The organism is Chloracidobacterium validum, from assembly GCF_018304825.1.
Taxonomy (GTDB): domain Bacteria; phylum Acidobacteriota; class Blastocatellia; order Chloracidobacteriales; family Chloracidobacteriaceae; genus Chloracidobacterium; species Chloracidobacterium validum.
Genome location: NZ_CP072648.1, coordinates 1,564,186 through 1,587,287, shown reverse-complemented (window position 1 = coordinate 1,587,287; position 23,102 = coordinate 1,564,186). Strand labels below are relative to the sequence as shown.

The following is a 23,102-nucleotide window of genomic DNA, read 5'->3' as shown; positions in this document are numbered from 1 at the left end:
AGGTTGCTCAACCTAGCGCAAACTGGTGTAAGGCAAACCAAACATCCGGGCCGCGATGTGGATGCTTTCAGGCCGGCTCATGGAATGCCATCCGCTCCGGTTGCCGCTCGAAGAGACGCAACTGCTTCGTTCCGTCGGTTCGGTAGTTGGTGATGACCAGTTCCGTGATCTTGCCGCGCTTACCACGGTTGCAGTTAATCGCTCGGCCGGCTTGAATCTCATCAATCACGAAATCTGGCGTATCATAAAGTGCGCGGACAACGTCTGTGTCTGAGTTGGAAATCATGACATAGATGTCGTTTAGACTCAGTTCAACACAAACATCACGCAGTTTTTTCTGACTGGCTAAATCAAAGCCATCGGCATGATAGGCAGTGAAGTTGGATGTTTGTGAAACTGGCACATAAGGCGGATCGAAATAGACCCAATCGCCTGGTTTGACCCGACCAATAACTGTCTCAAAAGAAGTGCAAATAAGGTCAACATTTTGGAGAGCAACCGAAACGGCCAACAGGTTCTCCTTGTCAAAGTACGTTGGCGAGTCATAGCGCCCAAATGGAACATTGAATTTTCCACGTTGATTGACCCGGTATAAGCCGTTATAGCCGGTTTTATTGAGGTAAATCATGCGCGCGGCCCGTTCTGGTCGGCTCAGCCTCCAGGGGTCTCTGGCGCGCACTTCGTAGTAGTATTCCCGGTGGTGCTGAAATTCAGACAGAAGTCGCATGACCTCGGTGACCTCATCGCGGATGGCCAAGTAAGTATCAATCAGCTCAGGATTGACATCCGACAGGCTGGCATGCCGAAGACGACCTTCACGATAGAGGCGAAAAAAGAGGGCTCCGCTGCCAACGAACGGCTCATGGTAGGTTCTCATCACCGTCGGTCGGCGCTCCAGCAAAGCCGCGGCCAGGCGTGCCTTGCCGCCGGCCCACTTGAGAAATGGCCGTGGAACAGTCAGGTTGCCCATGTCATAACCCAAAATACAGGCGTAGCCACTCTTCTAACTCATCAAACCATACGGCCTTTCCGGTGGACATCAAGTAGCCTTTCATATTCATTGAAAAACCCTCTCCAGCAAGAACAACGATACCAGGGATCGGCCAGTGTGAAATGTCTTGAATTGTCGCTGGCACTTTTTCCTCTGCCGTTCCCGGAGTAGCTTGAAATTTGCATTCGATGCCCAGTGTCTTCCCGGTTTTTCCATCGGTAACGACGACATCAATCAAGCGCTTCTGCCCCCAGAGTCTTCTAGCCGCTTTTACCTCAGTTCGCGCGTTTAGTCCGAGTTTCTGAGCCAAAGCAACGACTTGCTGTTTGAGCTGGTTGCCACTCAGGGGAGCTTTTCCTTTACCCGGCATAGGAATCTTTCTGTACCGACGTGTTCGGTCGCATCTATCAGAATGGCAAAACCAGCAGAATGGCAAAACCAGCCTATGCGCGAGGTTGCCGTAGCGCCGCCTGTGCCGCTGCCAAACGCGCAATCGGCACGCGGTATGGCGAGCAACTCACATAGTCGAAGCCAAGCTCATGACAGAATGCTACCGAAGATGGCTCCCCGCCATGTTCGCCGCAAATGCCTACCTTGAGCGTTGGCCGCGCCGCGCGGCCCTTTTGCGTCCCGATGCGCAGGAGTTCGCCGACCCCCTCCCGATCCAGCACCTGGAAGGGGTCGTCGGCCAGGATTTTCCGCTCGACGTACATCGGGAGAAACGTCCCGGCATCGTCGCGTGAAAAGCCGAAGGTGGTTTGGGTGAGGTCGTTGGTGCCGAAGCTGAAAAACTCGGCGACGGTTGCAATCTTGTCGGCCGTCAGCGCCGCGCGCGGTAGTTCGATCATGGTTCCAACCAAGTAGGGAATCATCACGCCGGCCGCCTGTTGGACTTCGTCGGCCACTCGCCGCACGATGGCTTCCTGGGCACGGAGTTCGTTGACATCACCGACCAGCGGGATCATGACTTCCGGCAGAACGGTTATGCCGCGCCGCGCCACCTCGACAGCCGCTTCAAAAATGGCGCGCACCTGCATTTCAGTAATCTCTGGGTAAGCAATGCCGAGGCGACAGCCACGGTGACCAAGCATCGGGTTGTGTTCACGCAGGGCCGCGACCCGTGACTGGACATCTTGAACCGATAGGTTGAGCTTGGCCGCCAGCGCTGCAATCTCTTCATCGGTGTGGGGCAGAAACTCGTGAAGGGGTGGGTCCAGCAGCCGAATCGTCACCGGAAAGCCATCCATGGCTTCAAAGATACCCACGAAATCGGCGCGTTGCATCGGAAGCAGCGCCTCAAGCGCCCCTCGGAAAAGCCGCGCGGGTGTTTCCAGTTCGGCTTCCAACGCCGCGCGTTCGGCTTCCAACGCACTAACTTTTTGGGCATCTCCCCTGAGGCGCTCCAAGTCGCCAGCGACTTTGTCAAGAGCCGCGATGAGCCGCTGATAGGTTCCCGAAACCATGATCATCTGGCGGACACTATCAATTCGCTCTCCTTCAAAAAACATGTGTTCGGTGCGACAGAGTCCGATGCCTTCCGCGCCAAAACTGCGCGCCACCCGCGCGTCGTGCGGGGTATCGGCGTTGGTTCGGACGCGCATCTTCCGGGCGTCGTCCACCCAGCGCATGAAGGTTTCAAATTCAGCGCCGATTTCTGGTGACACCAGCGGAACATCGCCTAACAAAATGCGTCCGGTTGTGCCGTCAAGGGTAATGAAGTCGCCTTCGGCCAGGGTCTGGCCACCTAGGCGCATACCTGTGGCATCGAGGATGAGTTCGCCACAACCCGCAATGCAGGGTTTGCCCATGCCGCGGGCAACGACGGCCGCATGGGAGGTCAGTCCGCCGCGAGCTGTCAGAATGCCCTGGGCGGCGACCATGCCATGAAAGTCTTCCGGTGAAGTTTCCGCGCGCACCAGGATGACGCGCTCGCCGGACTGTGCGCGCTTTTCAGCCACATCTGGGTCAAACACGACCGCGCCAGCGGCCGCTCCGGGGCTGGCCGGGAGTCCTTTGCCCAGCAGCGTGATGTCGGCTTTGGGGTCCACCATCGGATGGAGTAGCTGATCAAGGTGATTCGGCTCGACGCGCAACACCGCCTCTTCTGGCGAGATGATGCCTTCTTGCACCAAATCAACGGCAATTTTGACTGCCGCCGCGCCCGTGCGCTTGGCATTGCGCGTCTGGAGCATCCACAACTTGCCCCGTTCGATGGTGAACTCCAAATCCTGCGCATCGCGGTAGTGGCGTTCAAGGCGCGCGGCGACTTCACAAAACTGCGCGTACACATCCGGCATTGTTTCGCGCAGCGCTTCGAGCTTTTGCGGTGTGCGGATGCCGGCTACCACGTCTTCGCCCTGGGCATTGGGCAGATATTCACCGAACAACACCGGCTCGCCAGTTGAAGGGTTGCGCGTGAAGGCAACGCCTGTGCCCGAGTCATCGCCCATGTTGCCAAATACCATGGCGACGACATTGACTGCCGTGCCCAGGTCGTCGGGAATCTTGTTCAATCGGCGATAGTCCACGGCGCGCTTGCCATACCAGGAGTTGAAAACCGCGCAGATGGCCAGTCGGAGTTGCTCGTAAGGATCGTATGGAAACGGATTGCCAGTTTCCCGTTCGACGATGGCTTCAAACTGCGCGACGAGCTGTTGCAGGTCGGCGGCAGTGAGTTCGATGTCTTGCCGAATGCCACGCTCAGCCTTCAAGGTTTCGAGCGCGTGGTCGAACCGCTCACCGGGAACCCCCAGAACAATGCGTCCGAACATCTGGATGAAGCGGCGGTGGGCATCACGGGCAAACCGTTCGTTGTTGGTCTGTTGGATGAGTCCCTGCGCGGTCGTGTGGTTCAGACCAAGGTTGAGGACGGTATCCATCATGCCCGGCATCGAGAATTTCGCTCCCGACCGAACCGAGACCAGCAACGGGTTAGTCGCGTCACCAAATGTCTTGCCGACGGCGGCTTCGACTTCGCGCAGGGCCGCGCAGGATTCCTCCCAAACATCCGCCGGCAACTGATTGCCCGCCGCATAGTAGCGATGGCAAACCGCAGTCGTGATGGTGAAGCCTGGTGGAACGGGCAGGCCGGCTGCCGTCATTTCGGCCAGCCCGGCCCCTTTGCCTCCAAGCAGGTCTTTCATCGCGCCGTGCCCGTCGGCTTTACCGGCAATGAAGCGATAGACATTTTTTTGTGATGCGACATGGGGTGTCATCAGAAAACCTCATCGGGGATGCAAAAATGGTTGAATTCGTGATGGCGCACCGTCAACCGTATCAAAACTTGTACTTCGCTAGCCCACAACTGTCGAGCAGTCCCTGGACGTACTTGGCCTGGCCGTCAAGGTAGTCGCGGCTACGTCCATACTCGCCGCCCTTGAGCACTGGGTTGAGCGCCACGCCTTCCAGCAAGGCCTGGCGGTCAAGGCCGTCGGCAACACACCATAGCGCGAGCTGAAACGGTGTCAGGTCAAGCTTCTGGGGTGGCAAGCCCGACCCCGGCGGCGGCGGCGGTGGTTCGGGGGGACGGTTTGCCGCAAAGCACGTCACGAATGCGTACACATCGCCTTCGGTCAGGTTTCCAAGGGTGTAAACCGTTTCGCGCGTCATGGATAGTTTTCGACGCGAGAGCGAGAAGACTTCGATGTTACGCTGCGCCGTTTGTCCGGCATCCAGCGCAATCTCCTCTCGATTGGTCACAACGAGGTCGGTGATGTCAGGACTCTGGCTACGTAGGAGTTGCCCCGGCTCGATGACGACAATCAGTGGCTTGTTGCCGGTGTTGCGGAGCGAAATTTCAATGATACGCCCAAAAAATGGCTGCTCTGGACGCAGGGCCATTCCCAGGCGTTCGATCCGGACTTCCCCGCGCGCTATCCGCTCCGCCAGGGCCGGACGGGTGATGCTTTCATGCGCATGGCGCGGCGTCTCCCGGCAGGCTGGACTCAATCCTCCAGCCAACAGTCCAATCACCAGCAACCACGGTACTGATCGGCGACCAGGACGCCTTATCTCAACATGTTCTACCATCGGACGGCCATGGCGCCCCAGGTTACTCCGGCGCCAAACGACGCAAAGACAATCAAGTTGCCTGGCTTGACGCGCCCGGCTGTGACACATTCATCGAGCGCGATGGGGATTGATGCCGACGATGTGTTGCCCATGCGCTCGATGTTGGCATAAATGCGCTCGCTCCCAATGTCGAGACGGTTGGCAACCGCGTCGGTGATCCGTTGATTGGCCTGGTGCGGAATGAATAAATCCACATCGGACGGCGTCAGCCGTAGCTCATCGAGAATCTGTCCGACGGTATCGGACATGCTTCGAACCGCGACTTTGAAGAGTTCATTGCCGCGCATCTTGATGTAGTGCAGGCGTTGCTCGATGGTCTCCGGGCTAGCCGGATAGCGTGTGCCGCCGCCCGGCGTGTAAAGCAAATCAGCGTAGTTGCCATCGCTCAGAATCCGGTGCGCCAGGATGCCACGTCCGGGGGCAACGGGCCCAAGGACGGCGGCCCCGGCCCCGTCCCCAAAGATGACGCAGGTGGCGCGGTCGGTGTAGTCCACGAAGCGAGAAAGCAACTCCGCTCCGATCACGAGCGCATGGCGACAATGTCCGGCTTCGATGAATGACCGTGCGGTAGCCAGACCATAGATGAAGCCCGAACAGGCCGCCACGAGGTCATAGGCGGCGGCGCGTCTGGCCCCTAGTTTCGACTGAATGAGGCACGCCGTCGAGGGGAGCATCATGTCGGGGCACACCGTCGCGCAGATAATGAGGTCAAGGTCGTTGGGCGCGATTCCGGCGGCATCGAGGGCGCGTTGGGCGGCAATGGTGGCAAAATGAGATGTGGTTTCGTCTGGGGCAGCGATGCGGCGTTCACGGATGCCCGTCCGAGATACAATCCATTCGTCGCTCGTTTCGACCATCTTTTCGAGATCGGCATTGGTCAGGGTGCGTTCTGGCAGGGCGCGCCCGGTTCCGATGATTCCAGCAGCTTGGGTGGGCATGGGTGAAACTCCAGTCTTCAGAAAAATAAACAAGCGCGAAAAGAAACGAGCGCGGCCAAGGCGTTGGGTGGGGAGCCACTCAGGCTGACGCTCGGCTAGGTTGTGGGAAGCGACGGCGGCGCGGTTGGGTCAAATCTTTCGAGGGTCATGATGGCGGCGCGGACGGCGGCCGGCAACGGGGCCTTGCGCTGGTTGCGGTAATCATACGACACGATGAGACCGTCGCCCTGGGCGGCAACTTTGCCATGCCGGTGGCTGGCGATGGTGAAGCGCATGACGAAGCGATCATCACCCAGCCCGCTGACCCCGGTTCCGACTGAAATGGTGTCTGGGTAGGTCAACGGCCATCGAAACCGGCATTGCGTATGCGCCACGATGGGTCCGACCGACTGGGCAAAGTCAAGGCCGAAGGCAATCCGCTCGAAGTAAGCGATCCGGGCGCTTTCAAAGTAGCGGAAATACACGGTGTTGTTGACATGCTGCGCGGCATCCATATCGCCCCAGGCAACGGGAATGGTAATGATGACGGGATACCCCGCCAGCGCTTCTAGCGGCGGTGTGGTGGGACTGGTCATGATGAAAGCGTAAGTAAATAAACGCGCGAGTCGCGTTGTTTCGAGCACGGTCTAGGTTGAGTTTGCTCCGCGAATGGTCATCCGGCACGCAAACGCAAAGCTGGGTAGCTAGCTTGCACGCCCGCGCCGTATCGTACCGTTGAGTGAAATACTGTCACCGCATCCTACTAAACCGACGCACAGCTTGGGTAGGCCAATGTCAGAACTGTTGCCACGCGCCGTCAATGTCAACCGCACCGAGGGAACGCTCTCCGTTGTTTGGCCGGATGGCACGGCCACGACCGTCCCGTTGATGAAACTTCGGCAGGTGTGTCCCTGCGCAACCTGTGCCGAGTCCCGTGGGGAGAACCCACACCCTGGGTTGCTCGAAGCGCCACCGGCAGCCAAACCGCGTTCGCGTGGGCTTCCGATGCTGGGCGATGTGCGTAAGTTCCAGATCAGCGGCATGCACCATGTGGGTCGCTATGCCCTGGGCGTGACGTGGGCCGACAACCATCAGAGCATTTATTCGTGGACGTTTTTGGCAGAAATGAAAGCTGCTCCGCCGTCTTCGACATAGGTTTCTAGCTTGCCGGAAGCCCTCCAACCGGTGGGCAGTGGGTGACGTGCGACGTGGCTTTCGACAAGTCGGTGGCTTTCGACAAGTCGTCGGAAAGGTGGATAGGTTTTTCGCCCAGATACGATGTGGCACCCGCGCCGTACCCAGTCAAAGGCGGCTTTTCAGTCGCGCTCTCAGGCGTCGCCCACAGAAGTTTTGGCGACCACTAACCGAGGCCGAGCGCACGAAAAAGCCGCCGGAGCAACCGGCGGCCGGTGGTGTCTCGTACGGGAGTCGAACCCGTGTTACCGCCGTGAAAGGGCGGTGTCCTAGGCCACTAGACGAACGAGACATACGAACGTGCAAAAAGAACAGGCCCGTAAGAACAAGCGCGTAGTTAGCCACAGGCAACTACTGGCTGTCAAGCTTTGCAGTTTCAAAAACAGGTCAAGCCCAGCTCGAAACCTGAACTCTGAGCAAGCGAAGTCGTTACGCGCTGCCCTGGCGCGGGAACATCTGGAGACCGCTTGGATTGGGGGTTCAAGTTGAGCTGCTGCATTGCTCGCTGGAGGTCGACGTCAATGTTCCGGCGAATGTCGTCAAGGGTGAGCTTAATCATGACATCCGGCGTGACCCCGCGCCCCTCGAGACGGACGCCACGCACGGTGCGGTAATCGCGGATGCTGATCTGGACTTTGCCGCCATCGGGCAGGGATTCCTGAATGCTCGCCAGGACCGCCCCGGCCGTCCGCCGGCCCAGGGCAATACCACGCCCGGTATCCTGAATGGCCGCCGCAAAAATTTCAGCCGCGCTTGCTGAGGTTTCGTCAATCATAACCAGTACCTCGCCCGTAAAGGCGTGGCGATTGCCACTGACGCGCAGGCGGAGCGGCTTTTGATTGCGCTGAATGAAATCACCAAAAACCACATCCTGGCGGTAAATGAGCCGCAGGCAGTCCGCCAGCGTGTCGAGCAAGCCCCCGGTGTTTTCACGGAGGTCAACGATGAGCGTTGTCGCGCGCGGGTTGGCGAGCAGTTGTTCCTCAATCCAGTCGGCGGTCTTGGGCGCGAATTCGCTGAACCGAATGTAGAGCACGCTGCCTTGAAGAAATTGAGCGCGCTGTTCTGGCGTCGTCGCAAAGGGGCGACAAGAAATTTCGATACGCTTCGGGTTGTCGTTTGAGTCCAGGAACTTGAGCCGTACCGATTGCCCGACTGCGAAGCGCTGACCGGGCTTGAACCCATCGAAAGGGCGCGAATCCAACTCGTCCAGAATCCAGCCTGGGCGCACCCCGGCTTCCTGAGCCGCCGAGCCGCCAAGGACGCGCGCGACCAGCCACTTGCCTTCGACTTTGCGCAACTGGACACCTAACCCAACGCGCGCGCCCTGTTTCTCTTCTTGCACGCGGCTGGGTGACAAGGCAAACGTGTGCTGGTCGTCCAGGTAGCTGAGAAGCTGGTTGATGGTGTTGTAGAGTGTGGTTTCGTTCGTTGCCACAAGCGCCTGCCGCCGAAACTGCTGGGTCAGGGCGCTCCAGTTTGCCCCGTGCAGCTTCGGGTCATAATACTTGCGCTCGACCAACTGACACACGGTATCGAAAACCCGCGCGTTGTGTTGTAAACCATTTCTCTTTGGTGGGCGGTCCTTGGTGGTGACTGGGTAAACAGATGCTGGCGTGCCGCCAAGTAGCAAAAGTCCAAGCAACAGCCCAAAAGTGATTTGCCGCAGTGGCTGCCAACGCCAACCCCAACTGAAAAGGTGACTTAGCCGAAAACGACGGACCATGGTGGTAAGTTGAGTAAATCCAGGTTAGCTAATAAAATATTGACGAACCGATGAAATTTACTGTCCGGCTGAGATGACGGCAAGCTGGAAAAGGGATGCGCAACTATGGTTGGATAAACGCCTGCAATGGCCGCCATGGCTTGGCGCAGGTCAGGTTAGAGCGTACGGTCAACAGGGAGAGCACAAAACACATGACGGAAACTGATGAGTCGAAGTTTGAAACGATGCGGCGCGAGAACCGGCTGGCGTGTCGCTTGCCGGCCGTGGTGGAAGGGTGGGACAAAGATGGTCTCAAGCAGGATGTTGCCGCCCAGTGTGTTTCAATCAGCCGGCGCGGCGCATGTGTGGTCACCCCGTTGGAAGTCGCGCTCGGCGAGAAGTTGACCCTGGCGCTTCCAACCATTAACGCCGAACGCAAGGAGATGATGGTCGTGGTGTGGGCCCGTGAGGTTGAGGGCGAGCGGCATGTTGGGTTAGGGCCAATTGACGAGGATACCTTCGTCATCTTCAGCGATGCGGCGGTCACGGGTGGAACCAGCGAGTCGGCGGCAATGGCATAGGAAGCATAGGAACTGGACGCGCCCTACATGCTCAAGCGTTTTATTCAGGCCTGGGAAGTTCGCCTTTCCAAAGTGGATCGTCACCGACGGGCATCGCCCTTTGCCTGGGGCCTTGACCACCTGGCCACTGATACCACCCATCTACCCGTGCCGCTCGCGCCAGATGACTTTCCCGATCCGCCGACTTTTCTGCGGGAATACGCGCGCCAGACACTGCCGGTTGGGGCACAGTTCTTCACGCCGCCACCCCTCGCCGAGTGGCACTTCCACGATGGATGGCTGACCTTCCCAAGCTCGATCCAAACACCGGATGAGCCAAACAATCTGGCCTGGGCACGCTACTTTCCGGTTCGGGAGCGTCCGGGGGCAACCACGCGCCCGCCAGTCGTCCTGGTGCTGCCACAGTGGAACGCCGACCATGCCAGCCACGTGTCTGTCTGCCAGGGTCTCAACGCCTTTGGGATTGCTTCGGTGCGCATGAGCTTGCCGTACCACGGCAGCCGGCGACCCGTTCACCAAGTACGCGCCGACTACATGGTTAGCCCAAACATCGGACGGACGATTCAGGCGGTTCGGCAGGCGGTTCACGAAGTGCGACTGGTGCTGGATTGGCTGGAAAGCCAGGGCTATGACCGATTTGGCATTATCGGCACGAGCATTGGTTCGTGCGTCGCCTTTTTGGCCTACACGTTTGACCGCCGCTTGCAGGTGGCCGCCTTCAACCATGTGTCGAGCTACTTTGCGGACGTGGTTTGGACGGGCATTTCAACCAGCCACGTCCGCGCTGGACTTGAAGCGCGTGTCACGCGCCATGACCTGCGCGATTACTGGCTGCCAATCAGCCCCTTTCCTTACATCGAGCAGCTCGGTCGTCCAGAGAACCGGAGCAAGAAAACCCTGCTGATTGCGGCACGCTACGACATGACGTTTCTCCCGCACCTGACGCGCCATGCGATGAGTGAATTCGAGCGCCATCGCGCGCCTTACCAATCCGCGTGGATGCACTGTGGGCATTACACGACCGGCGAGACGCCGTTCAAGTTCCACGACGGCTACTTGATGATCAACCACATGCGGAAGCACCTCAATCCGGGCGGGCATGTCGTGCGCCAAGCGCTGCAAGAACGGCTTCCGGCCGTGCTGCGCCCACGCTCGCGGCGGCTGCGGCCTTCCCAGTGAATACATAACGCGCGCGCGTTACATCGGCGAAAGACGCTTGTAACGTCAGACTGCCTACCATGGCGTACTTCCCGCGATGGAGTGCGCCTATGTCGGTCAAGTCAGTGCTTATCGGCGGCCTGGCGCTCTGGTTGGCGGCTGCGCCGCACTGCGCCCCACCGGGAAGCCGCTACCCGGTCATCAAAGTGGATGGGTCGAGCACGGTTTATCCGCTTGCCGAAGCCGTCGCCGAGGAGTTTCAGCTTCGTCACCCAGGTGTGCGGGTGACGATTGGTGTTTCTGGGACAGGCGGCGGGATGAAAAAGTTTTGTCGTGGGGAAACCGACGTTGCCACGGCTTCGCGTCCCATTGCGCCATCCGAGCGCGAGGCCTGTCGCCAGGCCGGGCTTGCCTACTATGAACTGCCCATTGCCATGGATGCCATTGTCGTCGTGACCCATCCCCGCAATGCTCAGGTTTCAGCCGTCACGCTGGAGGAACTGCGGCGGATGTGGTCGCCTGAAGCGCAGGGGCGTATCCGCCGGTGGTCAGACATCAATCCGGCGTGGGGCGACCGGCCACTCAACCTGTACGGGGCCGGTACGGATTCCGGGACGTTTGACTACTTCACCGAGGTCGTCAACGGCAAAGCGCGGGCCAGCCGTGGTGACTACATGGCTTCAGAGGATGACAATGTGCTGGTGCAGGGCATTGCCGGCGACCTCAACGCGCTTGGTTACTTTGGTTTCGACATCTACTACGAAAACCGTGACAAGCTGCGCGCCCTGCCGATTGTCCGCGCAGCCGGGCAGCCACCGGTAACACCGACCGTTGAAACGATTTTGGCGGGGGACTACGCCCCGCTGGCGCGCCCCTTGTTCGTGTATGTCAATGCGCGGGCCATGGACCGCCCAGAAGTCGCCACTTTCGTGCATTTTTGGCTCGAACAGGGCGGCAAGCTCGCCGAAGAAGTGCACTGCGTTCCACTGCCGCCAGACGCCTATGCCGGTATTCGGCGGCATCTGGACAACCGGCGCGTGGGCACGATTTTTGACCGCCGCCCGGCCGTGGCAATCTCCATCCAGGAGTTGCTTACCCTGCCGGCCGTGCTTTAGCGCCAGCGGCGTCAGGAGGTTGGCCGTGGCAACCGTGACTCACCAGCCACGTCGGCCGTGGGCGCGCTGGCGGGAACACCTGATTGAGTGGCTCCTGGCCGGGGCGGCGCTGGTTGCCGTCCTCACGACGCTGGGTATTGCGGCCGTGTTGGTTGGAGAGTCGCTGCCGTTGTTCCGGCAGGTGTCGCTCTGGTCTTTTCTGACAGATACGGCGTGGACGCCACTCTTTGCCGAGCCGCGTTTCGGAATTGGCGTGCTGCTGGCAGGAACGGCCACCAGCTCGCTCGTGGCGCTGGCGGTCGCCATCCCAAGTGGAACGATTCTGGCGATGTACCTCTCGGAGTTTGCCGCCGGACAGTTGCGCGAAAGCATCAAGCCAGTTTTGGAACTGCTCGCCGGCGTGCCAACCGTGGTGCTTGGCTATTTTGCGCTCTATACCGTGACGCCGTTTCTCCAGAAGCTGTGGCCGGCGCTGCCGAGTTTCAACCTGCTTTCGGCCGGACTCGTTATGGGCATCATGATCGTCCCCTATGTCGCCTCGCTAAGTGAAGATGCTCTGCGGGCCGTGCCGATGAGCTTGCGCGAAGGTGCTTATGCCCTTGGCGCGACACGCCTCCAGACGGCCTGGCAGGTAGTGTTCCCCGCGGCGTTTTCCGGGATTGCCGCCTCGTACGTGCTGGGCGTCTCGCGGGCGATTGGCGAGACCATGATCGTTGCGATTGCGGCGGGTCAACAGCCACGGTTGACGCTGAATCCCTTTGAACCGGCGGCAACCGCGACGACATACATCGTCCAGGTCGCAAAGGGTGACATTCCGCACGGCGGGCTGAGTTACCGGACGATTTTCGCCGTCGCATTGGTGTTGTTTCTACTCACCTTGGCCTTCAATCTGGCCGCGGATTGGGTTCGCCGTCGCCAGCGATTGCGGGGGCTTGGCCAATGACACCGCTGACGCCGGTTGCCACGCGAATTCGGTGGGCCAAACGCATCGAGCGCGCCTTTCTCGGTGTAGCTTGGCTGCTGCTCGGAACATTGGCGGCGGTCTTCATCGGACTGTTTGCCAGCATGCTGCACACCGGCTGGACACGCCTGCAACCCGATTTCCTTTTGACATTTGCTTCGCGCCGGGCCGACCAGGCCGGGGTTCTCGCGGCCTGGGTGGGGACGTTGGTTGTGATGGTGGTCACGGCGGCCGTTGCCGTTCCGCTGGGCGTTGCCGCCGGGGTGTACCTGGAAGAGTATGCCCGTCCAAATCGCTTCACGGCGTTGATTGAAATCAACATTGTCAACCTGGCCGGGGTGCCTTCGATTGTTTACGGACTGCTTGCCCTAGGGCTATTCGTTCGCTGGCTGGGGTTTGGCGCGAGTGTCCTGACCGCGGGCTTGACGCTCGGCTTGCTCATTTTGCCGATTGTCGTCGTAGCGACCCGCGAGGCGCTCCGAACCGTACCGCCGACCATCCGGGAAGCTTCCTACGCCGTCGGCTCGACGCGCTGGCAAACCGTCTGGCAGCACGTCTTGCCGGCGGCGCTGCCCGGCATTCTGACCGGCGTCATCATCGGGCTATCGCGGGCAATCGGTGAGACGGCGCCGATCGTCACGATTGGCGCTGTGACCTTCATTGCCTTTTTGCCGCCCGCGCCGGTATCCCCTTCGTTCCCCTTTGTGTCCGTTGAGTGGATTTGGTCGCCGTTCACGGCGTTGCCCATCGTGACCTTTGACTGGACTTCGCGTCCGAACGCTGATTTTCGCGCCAATGCGGCAGCCGCGGCGCTGACCTTGACCTGCCTGACCGCGGCAATGAATGGCGTGGCGGCTTGGCTGCGCTATCGGCTGCGTCGTCAACTCAAATGGTAGGAGACCATGCCCACATGAGCCGATCAACCATCGCGCCGAATGACCAGCCGGCGGCGCATCGGAACGGAGACGTAGCGCTCAAAGCTGAAGCCCGTGGGTTGAGTTTTGCTTACGGTGACAAGCTGGCGTTGCGCGATGTCACGCTGCCGGTGCATGACCGCCGCGCCACGGCACTCATTGGGCCTTCGGGGTGTGGCAAAAGCACGCTGCTACGGTGTTTCAATCGCATGCACGACCTCTACCCAGGTTGTCGCTACCTGGGCGAAATCCGGCTTTATCCTGACAACATCAACTTGCTTGGACCGGAAACCGATCCCATCGAAGTGCGCATGCGCATCGGCATGGTGTTTCAAAAGCCGAATCCGTTTCCCAAGTCAATCTTCGAAAATGTCGCCTATGGGCTGCGCATTCGCGGGCTGCGCGACGCCCGTGAGATCAGCGCGCGGGTCGAGCGGTCCCTGCAAGATGCCGCGCTGTGGGACGAGGTCAAAGATCGGCTCCAGGACTCAGCCTACACGCTATCCGGCGGACAGCAACAGCGTTTGTGCATTGCGCGCGCGCTGGCAACTGAGCCGGAGTTGCTGCTCTTTGATGAACCCACCTCGGCCCTCGATCCCCTCGCCACGGCAAGCATCGAGGCGCTGCTGGGGCGACTGAAGTCGCAAGTGACATCACTCATCGTCACGCACAACCTACAGCAGGCGGCACGGGTCGCTGAGTTTACGGCTTTTATGTACCTTGGCGAGCTGGTTGAGTTTGGTCCAACGGAAGTCCTCTTCAACGCGCCCTCCCAGAAGCAAACCGAAGACTACCTGTCTGGGCGATTTGGCTAGGCACGGGTTCCCGGCGCGTTTCTTTGGGCGTCGGCCCGTTGGCTGAGATAAGGCGCGACTTTGCCTGGGTGATGGCGTCAGTCAAGCCTTGGCTTTGGCTTAGGCGCGCACCACCGTTACCGCGCGTCCGCCCGGCGTCACCGCCCGGTACGCCCGCGTCCGCTCCGCCACCGGCGGCTGTCCAGCCCGCCGGTCAAAGATCACCAGCCACCCCGCCGCCCCAGCCGCAAGCCCCGCCAGGTACCTCTCCAACTGCTCCAGCCCTTCCGCCTCCGGGTCGCCCGCCCCCTCCCGCCACACCTTCAGCTCAATCCCCACCGTCACCCCACCGTACCGCAAACACACATCCATCCGCCCAGACCCAATCGCGTACTCCCGCGTCACCCGCCCCCCGCCGTTCTCCACCCGCTGCAAGTACGCCATCAGCACGATGTGCGGCGCAATCTCGTGATACGCCACCCCGCGCAGCAACGGCTCCCCGTGCTGCCGCCAAAACCCTAAAAATGCCTCCAGCAACTTCTCCGGCACCAGCCGCCCTTCGCCATCCAGCCATACCGGCTCAAGGCGTGGCAGCGCATCCTGTACCCCGCCCGACAGCACCCGCGGCAGCACCTCCCGGTACACCGGGTTGGCGACTTCCAACACGCCCGTGTCTGGGTTGCGGCGCACTAGCCCCAAGTCCAGCACGTACCGCCGGTCATCGTCCGGCAGGTCGCCCGGCAAATCACCCGCCAGCATCGGCGCAATGAGGTTGCGGACGCGCGGCTCCCGCAGCCGCTCCGCCAGGCTGTCCAAATGCGTGTCCTGCCGCTCGATCAGCACCCACTGCGCCGCCTCGATGTCGTCACGGGTGATGGTCTGGCCCGTGTCCTCGACCAGTTCCTCAACGCAGACCTTGGCCAGGGCGTTGACCAGCCAGGGCTGCCCGGCGGTCAGGTCGTAGGCGTAAGCCACCGCCTCGTCGGTAAACACCTGTCCGGTCTCGGTCGTGTGCTGGCGATAGAGCTGGGCGACTTCGTCCTGGGTGAAGTTCCCCAGGGTCAGGGAGCGCATCTTGATGTTGAAGGGGCTGGCGGTGCGCAGTCGGTCACTGCCGCCCGCCGCTACCTTGTAATCCCGTACGTCCCGCATCCCAATCAACGCCAGCGACCACGGAAACGCCTGCGGCCGACTCGGATACCCGGCCCGCAACTGCCGCAGCACGCTGATGAGCGTCATGTCTTCAAGCGCATCTATCTCATCCAGGAAAAGCACCAGTGGACGTGGACAGGTCTGTGCCCAGGCTGTCAGCGCCGACAACAACCGCTGCCCGACCGGCGCGTTGGCTTCCAGGGCAGGCAAGCCCAACGCCGGCGGTAGCCAGGCGCGACACCCGACCTGCCACGCACCCAGAATCGCAGCTTCTGCCCGGTCAGGGTCAGCGTTGAACGCCGCGCCAACCTCAAGCGAGAGCAGGACCGCCGCATAGCGCCCTTCCGCAGTCAACTGCTGCGCCAGCGTCAGCATCAGGGTCGTTTTCCCGACCTGGCGCGGCGCATGCACCACGAAGTACGCTTGCTGGTCAATCAGCCGCCGCAACCCCGGCAGCCGCTTCACTGGCGACAGCATGTAGTGAATGTCCGGGCGACACGGCCCGGCCGTGTTGAAGTACCGCATGGTTTGTTCCCCAGTGCCATGGTGAGTCAACGGGCGTTTTCGATTATGGCACATAGCGTTGACTGTAGGGTGTCGGTGGACGCGCGTTCGCCGACTGAAACAGTTCGTTGCAAGCTGGAATAACCACGCGCCGGGCGCGCGTGAGCTTGCCGCGCAGGGAAGAAATCGCTACGGTCAGGGGGGTGGCGCTCCATTCGAGCGCGCCAAGATGTGCTTATGCCTTATCTTCGTTGGGCGCTCCTCCTGTCACTCATGCTGCTCTGGGTTGGTTTGTCGGTTGGGCAAACTCGCCGCCGCACGCCACCGCCGGCCCCACCCTCTACGCCGCCAAAGGTCGCGCCGATTCGGGGAATCGTCGAGCAAGTCCAGCGCGGCGAGCTGACCTTCACCCGCTTCAGCAATGGGCTGCGCCTGATCTGCGCGGAGCGGTATGCCTCGGAAATCGTAGGCTTTGCCGTTCGATTTGAAGCTGGTCAGATGGATGAACCGGCGTCCATGCCCGGCGTTGCCTGGGTGGTGGCGTATGGATTGTTGTCCGAAGCCGACGAAGCCGCGCTGGACGCTGCCGGGGCTACGCTTGACATTCACGTTGGGAGTCTCGAAACGACGCTCACCGTCACGGCCCCGACCGCACAGGCGACCACCGTTGTCGGTCGGCTGCTGCGGGCCCTGTCTCGGACGACCTTTGATGAAGATCACCTTCGGCTTGGACGTTTGCGTGCCGTTCGCGCGCAGGCGTGGAAGCTGTCCCAAGCCGCAAGCGCTGGGCGGTCAGCCTGGCTATCCCTAGCGATGGGGCGAACCGGCCTGGCCACACCGGATGCCGAGAGCCAAGCGGCACGCATCGAGGCGGTGACGCTCGACGCGGCCCGCGACTTTTACGCCTCTCGCCTTCGACCACGCGAGACGATTCTCGCGTTGACCGGCGAGATCAATCTCGTTCAGTCACTGCGGGCTGTGTCCGAAGCCGGTGGCGACTGGAAACCGGCGTCCGAGCCGCAACCACCGGCCCCGGTCTCGGCAACCTCGACCGGACGCCGCTATCAAGCCGAGCGTGGCGCGCCGGCCGCAACCTTTGTTCACCTTGGGTATGTCTTGCCGGTCTTGCCGCCTGAAGAGCGGGTCGCGCTGGAGGTGGCGCGGGCGGCCCTTGGTCTTGGTCGGCGGTCGCGCCTGTGCGAAGCCTTGGTTGAAAATCGCCGTATCGCGTCGGCCGTGACGACGAGCCTCGATGTCACCGCCAAGGGCAGCGGCCTGTGCATCGGTTTGAGTATCGAGCCGGAGCTACTCGACCGGGCCGAGGCTCTGACCCTGGAGGCGGTCGAGCGTCTGCGGCGGGAACGGCTTTCAGAAGGCGAACTCCAGCGCGCGAAAGCGCAGCTCGAGTTGGAACGCTGGCTGGCCGGCGATAGCGTGGACGGCTGGGCCCGGCAACTTGTTCAGGTCGAAGCCGGAACCGGGCTACTGACGTGGCTGGAAGACCTCGACCGTTTGGAGAGCATCACCGCCGAACAAGTCCGCGCCGCCGCGGCCAAGCACCTAGTTGCCTCGCGCTTGGTTGTGCATGAGTACGAAGCCGCAACCGCTCCGCCGCGCACGTTCACGCCGGAGAAGTTCTTTGAGACGGTTGGGCTGCTCGTGCCGGCAACCCTGGCGCTTGAGCTGCCACCCGATGCCGCAACCGACGCGCCGGCAACCGTCGTTGTCAGTGTGAAAGCGCGTCCAAAAACCAAGGCCGAAGGGTTGACCGTCTTGCCGCCGGCCGAGCCGGTGCGTGAATATGCCACGCTGCGTGGTCCACGGGTTCTGGTCCGGCCTGATCCGGCGCGCCCACTGGTGGCGGCCGGGCTGTACTTTCAAGGCGGACGCTTCATTGAAGATGAAACCAACGCTGGGGTGACGGAACTCATGCTGCGCGTCATGACCCGCAGCACGGTGAAATCCGCGCCCGATGGCATACTGGATGAGATCGAGCGACTTGGTGGTCAGCTACGCATTGTCAATGAGCGTGACTTTTTTGGTTTTGAGCTATGCGTTTTAGCCCGTCACGCCGAAGCCGTGCTTGGACGCTTGATTGCCTTGACCGAACGCCCAAACTTCGATCCCCCGGTCGTCACGGCCGAGCGGGAGCGCCTACTCACCGAGCAAAAGCGCCAGACCCGCGACGCTTACGCGCTCGCTCCGTGGCTGGCGCGGCGAAGCTTGTTTCCAGTCCACCCCTATGGCTTTCCATCACTTGGGGTCGCGGGAACGGTGAGTAAGCTGGACGAAGCCGCCGTGCAGCGTTGGTATGCCGCGACCATCCAGCGGCAGTTGCCCATTGTCGTCATCGTCGGTGGAACCCAAGGCTCGTCGCTTGTGACGCGGGACGTGACGGAAGGCTTTGTCCGGCGCGAAACCGATACGTCACTCCGGGCCCGCGTTGCCCAACCGGCTGATGCACCGCTTGCGCAGGAAGTTACCACTGGGACGCGCGATGTCGTCGCTTTTGCGCTGGCAACGCCTGGCGGGAGGGAAGCCGATGCGCGCTGGGAAGTGCTGGCCCATTGGTTGGCGCGTCAGTTGAAGACAAAAGACATTCACACGACGGTCAAGTTTACTCCAGCGTTGCAGCGCGGAGAGCTGTTGCTCGTCGGCGAGACCAGGCCTGGCGATGGCCCACGTGTGATCGAAACGGTTGAGGGTGTCTTCCGCGAGGTAGCCCGGCGAGCGCCGTCGGCCGAGGCCTGGCGCTCGGCCGGGCAGGGAGCTGCCACAGAAACTGCGCGAGCCATTGGCACGGTGACGGGGCGGAGTCGGGCCTACGCTGTAGCGGTGTACCTGGGCGCTGCCCCGTCCGAAGTGGATGCATCTACCATGAGCATGCAGCGGACGCCGTTGCCAACGGAGGGTGTTTGGGACGCTCTATCCATCGAAGCTGCCGGGCGGGGGCTCGTTCGTGGCGCCCGGTTGGCGCGACCAAAGTAATCTTGCTTCGCGTTTGGATGGCAGTGAAAACTGAGCTTGTCGAGGCTTGCGCTTAGTTCCACTGCGCTAGCGCTTTTTTGGCCTCGATAATGGATGGTTCGAGGCTTTGGCGTTCCGCGTCAGATGCCACTCGCCGTTTATGGCTTTCAAGCCAAGTCAGTGCTTCGCCCCAACGTTCGAGCTGGAGGTAGAGCAGTCCAATGTCCCGACCTGCCTGCGCATCGTCTGGGTTGACGATGACAAGCATCCGAAGTGTCCGTAGGGCGGTTATCCAGTCCTTGGCCTTGAGGGCAATGTTGCACAGGTTGCGTAGCATGCGCGCGACAATGTCGCCGGTTCCGGCTGTTGCCAAATCCTCGGCGCTCAACCTGGACTGCGTTCCACGAACGCGATGCAGGAGCTGCTGGAGGCCACGGTCATCGAGCCATTGGCAACCATGAAACGGGTCAAGGTGGCCGACGCCATCGGCTCCGCGGTAGCGCACAAGAAAATGCCCGGGAAAGTTGACACCCTCGCAGGTCAGCCCAAAGCGCTGGGCGAGTTCAATGAAAATGACGGAAAGCGTGATGGGAATCCCCACGCGACGGGTGATGACTTCAGCTAAGAAGCTGTTGCGTGGGTCATAGTAGTTGTCGGTCTCGCCACGAAAGCCAAGCGCCACAAACCCCCTGGACACCGCCTCGATGGACAGTGGTTGTGGCAGCCCTTCGCCAATGGCCCAGGCCGATAGCTCATCCGCCAGCGCGTCGAGCTGCTTGGGAATGTCTGTGATTTCCCGATCGGCTTCCAAGGCCCAGACGACGGCCGCGGCTGCCATGGAAAGTGGCGGGGGTGTCTGTCCCCGCCACTGGGTTGCAAGTTCGGCAAGGCGCTGCTCAAAGCGGCGTTCAAGCGTGGTCGAAAGCATCAGCGTGGTGGTGGCGTGACCGTGTCGGCTCCGGTTTCTTGGGCAAATGACCCACAAACGGCACTTTCAGCGTTGGCGTCCTCGGTTGGGCGAGGCTGGCAACGCAGGAAGCCGGTCTCGTCGAGGTAGAAGGTCTGGTTGCCGGTGCGGTCTGGCCCGGTTCGCACTGCCGGAAAGGCCGTGACGCTAAAGCCGGCCGGTTTGTCCCCGCTTGCCGGCCGCAAGACGATTGGCCCGAGCACGTAGCCACGGTATGGCAAGCGCGTCATCAGTTCGACTTCTTCCGCGAAGGCGCGCCCACCGTCGGCGCGTTTGGCCAGGGTTGGCAAGCTATCCGAATAGTAGCCCTTGCCCGCATTGCGGGCGTAATCCATCTGGGCTTCGTAAATGGACTGAAGGACCTCTCGCACCGCCTGATCATTGGCGCGGCGCTCGTCGGCCGCGGTGCTTGCTCCGTAACCAGCCCCGGCCAAGCCAACGAGAAAGGGCAATGGCAAGTCAACTGTGCTGGTGATGCTGCGTCCGTCCCGTCCGATGTGCGTGAAAAAGGGAAATGGTGTCAGCGCGTTGAGAAATGGCTGATAACGCGCCGGGGTTTCCTTGCGTAGCTCATCCAAAATCTCGGCGAAAAATGCTTGAGAAACATAGGCGCTCCCCATGGCGTCGGCCGGACGCGCGCCAAATCCCACATTGAAATCCTCCCGCCGTCCGAGCGTCTGCCCACGCCGGTAGCTGTCAATGACCCATTTCACGTCGCTGGTGCGGCCGGCGACCAGGATGTTGGCAACGACTGAAACGGCAAAAGCTTCCTCTTCTTTGGCATTGTCACCTTCAAACAGCCAGATGGTTTCGCCTTCGTAGCTCAGGCTGCGCGGATCGAAGACCGGACGGACCCGGGGGATATCTTCTCCCTCCGCTGGCTTGAGGTTGGCTTGTTGCGCCCGTCGGTCAGCCGCCTTGCGCCCCGCCGCCGAGAAGATTTTGGCGAAGGCTTCGCGGAGCGCTTGTGGGTTGTTACTGACCGCGAAGGCCGCGACGTGGGTTTGTTCAGTCAGCGGCGAGCCGTCGCTGGCGATGGCGCCTAGTTGAACACCACCAAAGGCAAGGGTGACTTCGCCGGTCAGCGCGGCCGCAATTTCCTGGCGAAAATTAACGCCAAACTTGCGTTCGGCAACCTGAACATCGGTCTCGTATTTGGCGCTGAGGACGCCGGCCATCTGGCGCAGGGTGTCATAAACACGAGTCGAGTTGACGCTCAAGGTGGCAAAGCCCTGTGTGGTATCCGGCAAGAAGTCGGCCGCGCGTCCGCTGACGCGGGGACCGTCGGCAAAGGCCGGGTAAAGCCCGTTGGCGGCCCGGTCAACGCCGACCACGATGCGTTGGGTAACGCGCCCCTGTTGCACGCCATAGGCGTAGCCCAGGCCCCCAAGCGCCCCGATGCCGGACATTTCGAGCAACTGATTGACCTTGGCCGCAAATTCCGCATCGGCTCTGGCTTGGTCGCGTGAGGACTTTTCCCCCGATGAGCGCGGCTTGAAAATATCGCTGATAAGCGTCCGCGCATAGCTGCCAGTTGCCGTCGTATTGATATAGATCAAGCCGTTGTGTGGCGCAGTGAGCTGTTTTTGAACTTCTTCAAAGCTTTGGCTTTTGCCGAGTGACGCGAAGGATGGCTGGCCGAACTGTGTCAACCAGCGCGTCATGACCGGACTAAAACCAACGGCAATCACTTGTCCAGCGCGCGCCATAACGACCGACTCGCTGGCTTTGCTGGCCGGAAACGTCGTTGTCCGAAAGCGTCCGGCGCGGCCTTGAACCGGCTTGACGCGCTTGTTGTTCGTGACGAAGGCGGGCAGCCACTGTTGGCCGAGCTGGGCGTAGCGTTCAGCCGCAGCTTCATCCGGCGCGATCAGCACCACGACAAACTCAGCGTCAGGAAATGCGGGCAACCCCATCGTATCTTTTTTGGGCTTACCTGGCGCAAGTGTCAGTCCAACCCCAATGCGCGTGGCCGCCAGCGTTGCCTTGTCTGGTAGCCCAAACGCCACGAGGGCTTCATCATAGCGGGTGATGTCAATCGGGAGTGGTGAGTCAGCGGCAGCGAGGAAATTCTTGAGATTGGCGTCGGCCAGGACTTCGTCCACGGCATCCGTGAGACGCTCCACTTCAAAGTAGAGCAAGGTATTGGCCGGGAGGTATTCCGCCAGCGGCAGTGGTGCCGTCTGCGGCGCGGTTTCGGTCACGGTTGGCGGTGGTGGGGCTTGCCGTGCCGGCCGACGGCGGGTGCGCTGCGCCGCAGTGGGTTCCCAGCCAGAGAAAAGCAGGACAACGAGCAGCCCACCGGCAATCAGGCAGCGACGAACGGCCCAGGCCCGGAAAAAGAGGTGATTCATAAAGCTTCCTCAAAGGGGTAAGTGTGTAACTACAGAAGATATGTAACCAAAAGCGTCAAAGCTATCTACCTTCTTGCTCGGCGCGCGGAGCGCCTGAAAGCCGCGGTCGCTAGGTCAGTAGTGACGGGGCGTGGCCGTCAACTGCTGGGCGCGCTGGGTGAGTCCTTCAAAGTCAGGCTGGTCGTCGGCGTGGGGAGGGAACAATCCGCTTCCAATTGCAACAACGGAGGCCCCGGCCCGAAAGTAGGTAGTGACTTCGGCGAGGTCAATCCCACCTGCCGCGAGTAAGTGCACACTCGGCAGCGCCCGGCGCAAGTGACCCACGTACATCGCGCCGCCAAACGAAGACACTGGAAACACTCTCACGAGCGCAGTCCCGCGTTCGGCGAGAAGTGCGACTTCACGCGGAGTCGCCCCGGCCGGAATCACCAGCAGGTGGTGTTTTCGGCAAAACTCCACCACCCGCGTATTGTCATAGGGCAGCGTGGCGAATTGGGCGTTGGCCTTGATGGCGCGGTCAGCGACCTCGATGGAGGGCACATCGCCAATCCCAATGATGACCTCGTCGGCAAATTGATGCCGAATGTCACCAATCACGCGCATGGCGCCCGGCGTGCTCTGCGGCACTTCAATGATGCGAATCCCACCCTTGATGACCGCGCGCGCCGACTGCACAGCCGTTTCAGCCGTAGTTGCCCGCAGGCTGGCCATGATCCGATAGGTGAAAAATCGCTGAAGTAGGTCCGGGGTAGGCATG

General features: G+C 61.1%; 19 protein-coding genes and 1 tRNA gene. 8 read left to right on the top strand and 12 right to left on the bottom strand.

The features are described 5' to 3' along the window. Positions 1-67 precede the first annotated feature (67 nt). The 6 genes from J8C06_RS06535 to J8C06_RS06510 all read right to left on the bottom strand — a co-directional run bounded on the left by J8C06_RS06535 (position 68) and on the right by J8C06_RS06510 (position 6,575). Positions 68-970, bottom strand: coding sequence for a DNA adenine methylase (locus tag J8C06_RS06535; RefSeq protein ID WP_211427919.1), 903 nt, complete (start codon positions 968-970; stop codon positions 68-70). Position 971: 1 nt separating this feature from the next. Further along, positions 972-1,361, bottom strand: a complete 390-nt coding sequence (locus J8C06_RS06530) for a PD-(D/E)XK nuclease superfamily protein (RefSeq protein ID WP_211427918.1) — start codon at positions 1,359-1,361, stop codon at positions 972-974. Between the two features lie 73 nt (positions 1,362-1,434). Beyond that, positions 1,435-4,206 (bottom strand): pyruvate, phosphate dikinase, encoded by a 2,772-nt coding sequence (gene ppdK, locus J8C06_RS06525; RefSeq protein ID WP_211427917.1) that lies wholly within the window; start codon positions 4,204-4,206, stop codon positions 1,435-1,437. Positions 4,207-4,267: 61 nt separating this feature from the next. Next, a complete protein-coding gene (locus J8C06_RS06520; protein ID WP_211427916.1) occupies positions 4,268-4,963 on the bottom strand; it encodes a hypothetical protein in 696 nt (231 codons plus the stop codon). 50 nt (positions 4,964-5,013) lie between these two features. Then, on the bottom strand, positions 5,014-6,000 hold the full coding sequence (locus tag J8C06_RS06515; protein WP_211427915.1) for a beta-ketoacyl-ACP synthase III: 987 nt from the start codon (positions 5,998-6,000) through the stop codon (positions 5,014-5,016). A gap of 95 nt (positions 6,001-6,095) precedes the next feature. Continuing rightward, positions 6,096-6,575: an acyl-CoA thioesterase gene (locus J8C06_RS06510; RefSeq protein WP_211427914.1), complete on the bottom strand. Its 480-nt coding sequence runs from the start codon at positions 6,573-6,575 to the stop codon at positions 6,096-6,098. A 196-nt stretch (positions 6,576-6,771) separates the two neighbouring features. Between J8C06_RS06510 and J8C06_RS06505 the strand changes: the two genes are divergently transcribed. Beyond that, positions 6,772-7,134 carry a DUF971 domain-containing protein gene (locus tag J8C06_RS06505; protein ID WP_211427913.1) on the top strand — a complete coding sequence of 121 codons (363 nt, stop codon included), beginning with the start codon at positions 6,772-6,774 and terminating at the stop codon, positions 7,132-7,134. Between the two features lie 255 nt (positions 7,135-7,389). On the opposite strand, the gene J8C06_RS06500 is transcribed toward J8C06_RS06505, so the two are convergent. Together J8C06_RS06500 and J8C06_RS06495 are read right to left on the bottom strand one after the other, a co-directional pair. Beyond that, a tRNA-Glu gene (locus J8C06_RS06500) sits at positions 7,390-7,465 on the bottom strand. Between the two features lie 84 nt (positions 7,466-7,549). Then, complete coding sequence (locus tag J8C06_RS06495) at positions 7,550-8,899, bottom strand: S41 family peptidase (RefSeq protein ID WP_281423808.1); 1,350 nt, start codon at positions 8,897-8,899, stop codon at positions 7,550-7,552. A 191-nt stretch (positions 8,900-9,090) separates the two neighbouring features. Between J8C06_RS06495 and J8C06_RS06490 the strand changes: the two genes are divergently transcribed. The 6 genes from J8C06_RS06490 to pstB all read left to right on the top strand — a co-directional run bounded on the left by J8C06_RS06490 (position 9,091) and on the right by pstB (position 14,422). Then, positions 9,091-9,459, top strand: a complete 369-nt coding sequence (locus tag J8C06_RS06490; RefSeq protein WP_211427911.1) for a PilZ domain-containing protein — start codon at positions 9,091-9,093, stop codon at positions 9,457-9,459. 27 nt (positions 9,460-9,486) lie between these two features. Next, positions 9,487-10,638 carry an RcgR family putative quorum lactone hydrolase gene (locus tag J8C06_RS06485; RefSeq protein ID WP_211427910.1) on the top strand — a complete coding sequence of 384 codons (1,152 nt, stop codon included), beginning with the start codon at positions 9,487-9,489 and terminating at the stop codon, positions 10,636-10,638. Between the two features lie 89 nt (positions 10,639-10,727). After that, positions 10,728-11,732: a PstS family phosphate ABC transporter substrate-binding protein gene (locus J8C06_RS06480; RefSeq protein WP_211427909.1), complete on the top strand. Its 1,005-nt coding sequence runs from the start codon at positions 10,728-10,730 to the stop codon at positions 11,730-11,732. Positions 11,733-11,757: 25 nt separating this feature from the next. Beyond that, the gene (pstC, locus tag J8C06_RS06475) at positions 11,758-12,675 is read left to right on the top strand and encodes a phosphate ABC transporter permease subunit PstC (RefSeq protein WP_246601994.1); all 918 of its coding nucleotides are present in this window, start codon (positions 11,758-11,760) and stop codon (positions 12,673-12,675) included. Next, positions 12,672-13,589, top strand: a complete 918-nt coding sequence (gene pstA, locus J8C06_RS06470; protein ID WP_211427907.1) for a phosphate ABC transporter permease PstA — start codon at positions 12,672-12,674, stop codon at positions 13,587-13,589. The genes pstC and pstA overlap by 4 nt, the downstream gene beginning before the upstream one ends. Before the next feature lie 14 nt (positions 13,590-13,603). Then, entirely contained in the window at positions 13,604-14,422 is an 819-nt protein-coding gene (gene pstB, locus J8C06_RS06465) for a phosphate ABC transporter ATP-binding protein PstB (RefSeq protein WP_211427906.1), read from the top strand. 99 nt (positions 14,423-14,521) lie between these two features. Here pstB and J8C06_RS06460 read toward each other — a convergent pair whose 3' ends face one another. Then, on the bottom strand, positions 14,522-16,078 hold the full coding sequence (locus J8C06_RS06460) for an ATP-binding protein (RefSeq protein ID WP_211427905.1): 1,557 nt from the start codon (positions 16,076-16,078) through the stop codon (positions 14,522-14,524). Positions 16,079-16,294: 216 nt separating this feature from the next. Between J8C06_RS06460 and J8C06_RS06455 the strand changes: the two genes are divergently transcribed. After that, positions 16,295-19,045, top strand: a complete 2,751-nt coding sequence (locus tag J8C06_RS06455; protein WP_211427904.1) for a M16 family metallopeptidase — start codon at positions 16,295-16,297, stop codon at positions 19,043-19,045. Positions 19,046-19,097: 52 nt separating this feature from the next. Here the strand turns inward: J8C06_RS06455 and J8C06_RS06450 are convergent, their stop codons facing one another. The 3 genes from J8C06_RS06450 to J8C06_RS06440 all read right to left on the bottom strand — a co-directional run bounded on the left by J8C06_RS06450 (position 19,098) and on the right by J8C06_RS06440 (position 23,101). Further along, a complete protein-coding gene (locus J8C06_RS06450) occupies positions 19,098-19,952 on the bottom strand; it encodes a SirB1 family protein (RefSeq protein ID WP_211427903.1) in 855 nt (284 codons plus the stop codon). Beyond that, positions 19,952-22,345 carry a hypothetical protein gene (locus J8C06_RS06445; protein ID WP_211427902.1) on the bottom strand — a complete coding sequence of 798 codons (2,394 nt, stop codon included), beginning with the start codon at positions 22,343-22,345 and terminating at the stop codon, positions 19,952-19,954. The genes J8C06_RS06450 and J8C06_RS06445 overlap by 1 nt, the downstream gene beginning before the upstream one ends. Positions 22,346-22,459: 114 nt before the next feature. Then, positions 22,460-23,101: a bifunctional 4-hydroxy-2-oxoglutarate aldolase/2-dehydro-3-deoxy-phosphogluconate aldolase gene (locus J8C06_RS06440; protein WP_211427901.1), complete on the bottom strand. Its 642-nt coding sequence runs from the start codon at positions 23,099-23,101 to the stop codon at positions 22,460-22,462. Position 23,102 lies beyond the last annotated feature (1 nt).

What these genes read in the sequence shown, in the direction of transcription:
- J8C06_RS06535 (WP_211427919.1), bottom strand. Translation starts at nt 970, where the DNA reads ATGGGCAACCTGACTGTTCCACGGCCATTTCTCAAGTGGGCCGGCGGC.
- J8C06_RS06530 (WP_211427918.1), bottom strand. Translation starts at nt 1,361, where the DNA reads ATGCCGGGTAAAGGAAAAGCTCCCCTGAGTGGCAACCAGCTCAAACAG.
- ppdK (WP_211427917.1), bottom strand. Translation starts at nt 4,206, where the DNA reads ATGACACCCCATGTCGCATCACAAAAAAATGTCTATCGCTTCATTGCC.
- J8C06_RS06515 (WP_211427915.1), bottom strand. Translation starts at nt 6,000, where the DNA reads ATGCCCACCCAAGCTGCTGGAATCATCGGAACCGGGCGCGCCCTGCCA.
- J8C06_RS06510 (WP_211427914.1), bottom strand. Translation starts at nt 6,575, where the DNA reads ATGACCAGTCCCACCACACCGCCGCTAGAAGCGCTGGCGGGGTATCCC.
- J8C06_RS06505 (WP_211427913.1), top strand. Translation starts at nt 6,772, where the DNA reads ATGTCAGAACTGTTGCCACGCGCCGTCAATGTCAACCGCACCGAGGGA.
- J8C06_RS06495 (WP_281423808.1), bottom strand. Translation starts at nt 8,899, where the DNA reads ATGGTCCGTCGTTTTCGGCTAAGTCACCTTTTCAGTTGGGGTTGGCGT.
- J8C06_RS06490 (WP_211427911.1), top strand. Translation starts at nt 9,091, where the DNA reads ATGACGGAAACTGATGAGTCGAAGTTTGAAACGATGCGGCGCGAGAAC.
- J8C06_RS06485 (WP_211427910.1), top strand. Translation starts at nt 9,487, where the DNA reads ATGCTCAAGCGTTTTATTCAGGCCTGGGAAGTTCGCCTTTCCAAAGTG.
- J8C06_RS06480 (WP_211427909.1), top strand. Translation starts at nt 10,728, where the DNA reads ATGTCGGTCAAGTCAGTGCTTATCGGCGGCCTGGCGCTCTGGTTGGCG.
- pstA (WP_211427907.1), top strand. Translation starts at nt 12,672, where the DNA reads ATGACACCGCTGACGCCGGTTGCCACGCGAATTCGGTGGGCCAAACGC.
- pstB (WP_211427906.1), top strand. Translation starts at nt 13,604, where the DNA reads ATGAGCCGATCAACCATCGCGCCGAATGACCAGCCGGCGGCGCATCGG.
- J8C06_RS06460 (WP_211427905.1), bottom strand. Translation starts at nt 16,078, where the DNA reads ATGCGGTACTTCAACACGGCCGGGCCGTGTCGCCCGGACATTCACTAC.
- J8C06_RS06455 (WP_211427904.1), top strand. Translation starts at nt 16,295, where the DNA reads ATGCCTTATCTTCGTTGGGCGCTCCTCCTGTCACTCATGCTGCTCTGG.
- J8C06_RS06450 (WP_211427903.1), bottom strand. Translation starts at nt 19,952, where the DNA reads ATGCTTTCGACCACGCTTGAACGCCGCTTTGAGCAGCGCCTTGCCGAA.
- J8C06_RS06445 (WP_211427902.1), bottom strand. Translation starts at nt 22,345, where the DNA reads ATGAATCACCTCTTTTTCCGGGCCTGGGCCGTTCGTCGCTGCCTGATT.
- J8C06_RS06440 (WP_211427901.1), bottom strand. Translation starts at nt 23,101, where the DNA reads ATGCCTACCCCGGACCTACTTCAGCGATTTTTCACCTATCGGATCATG.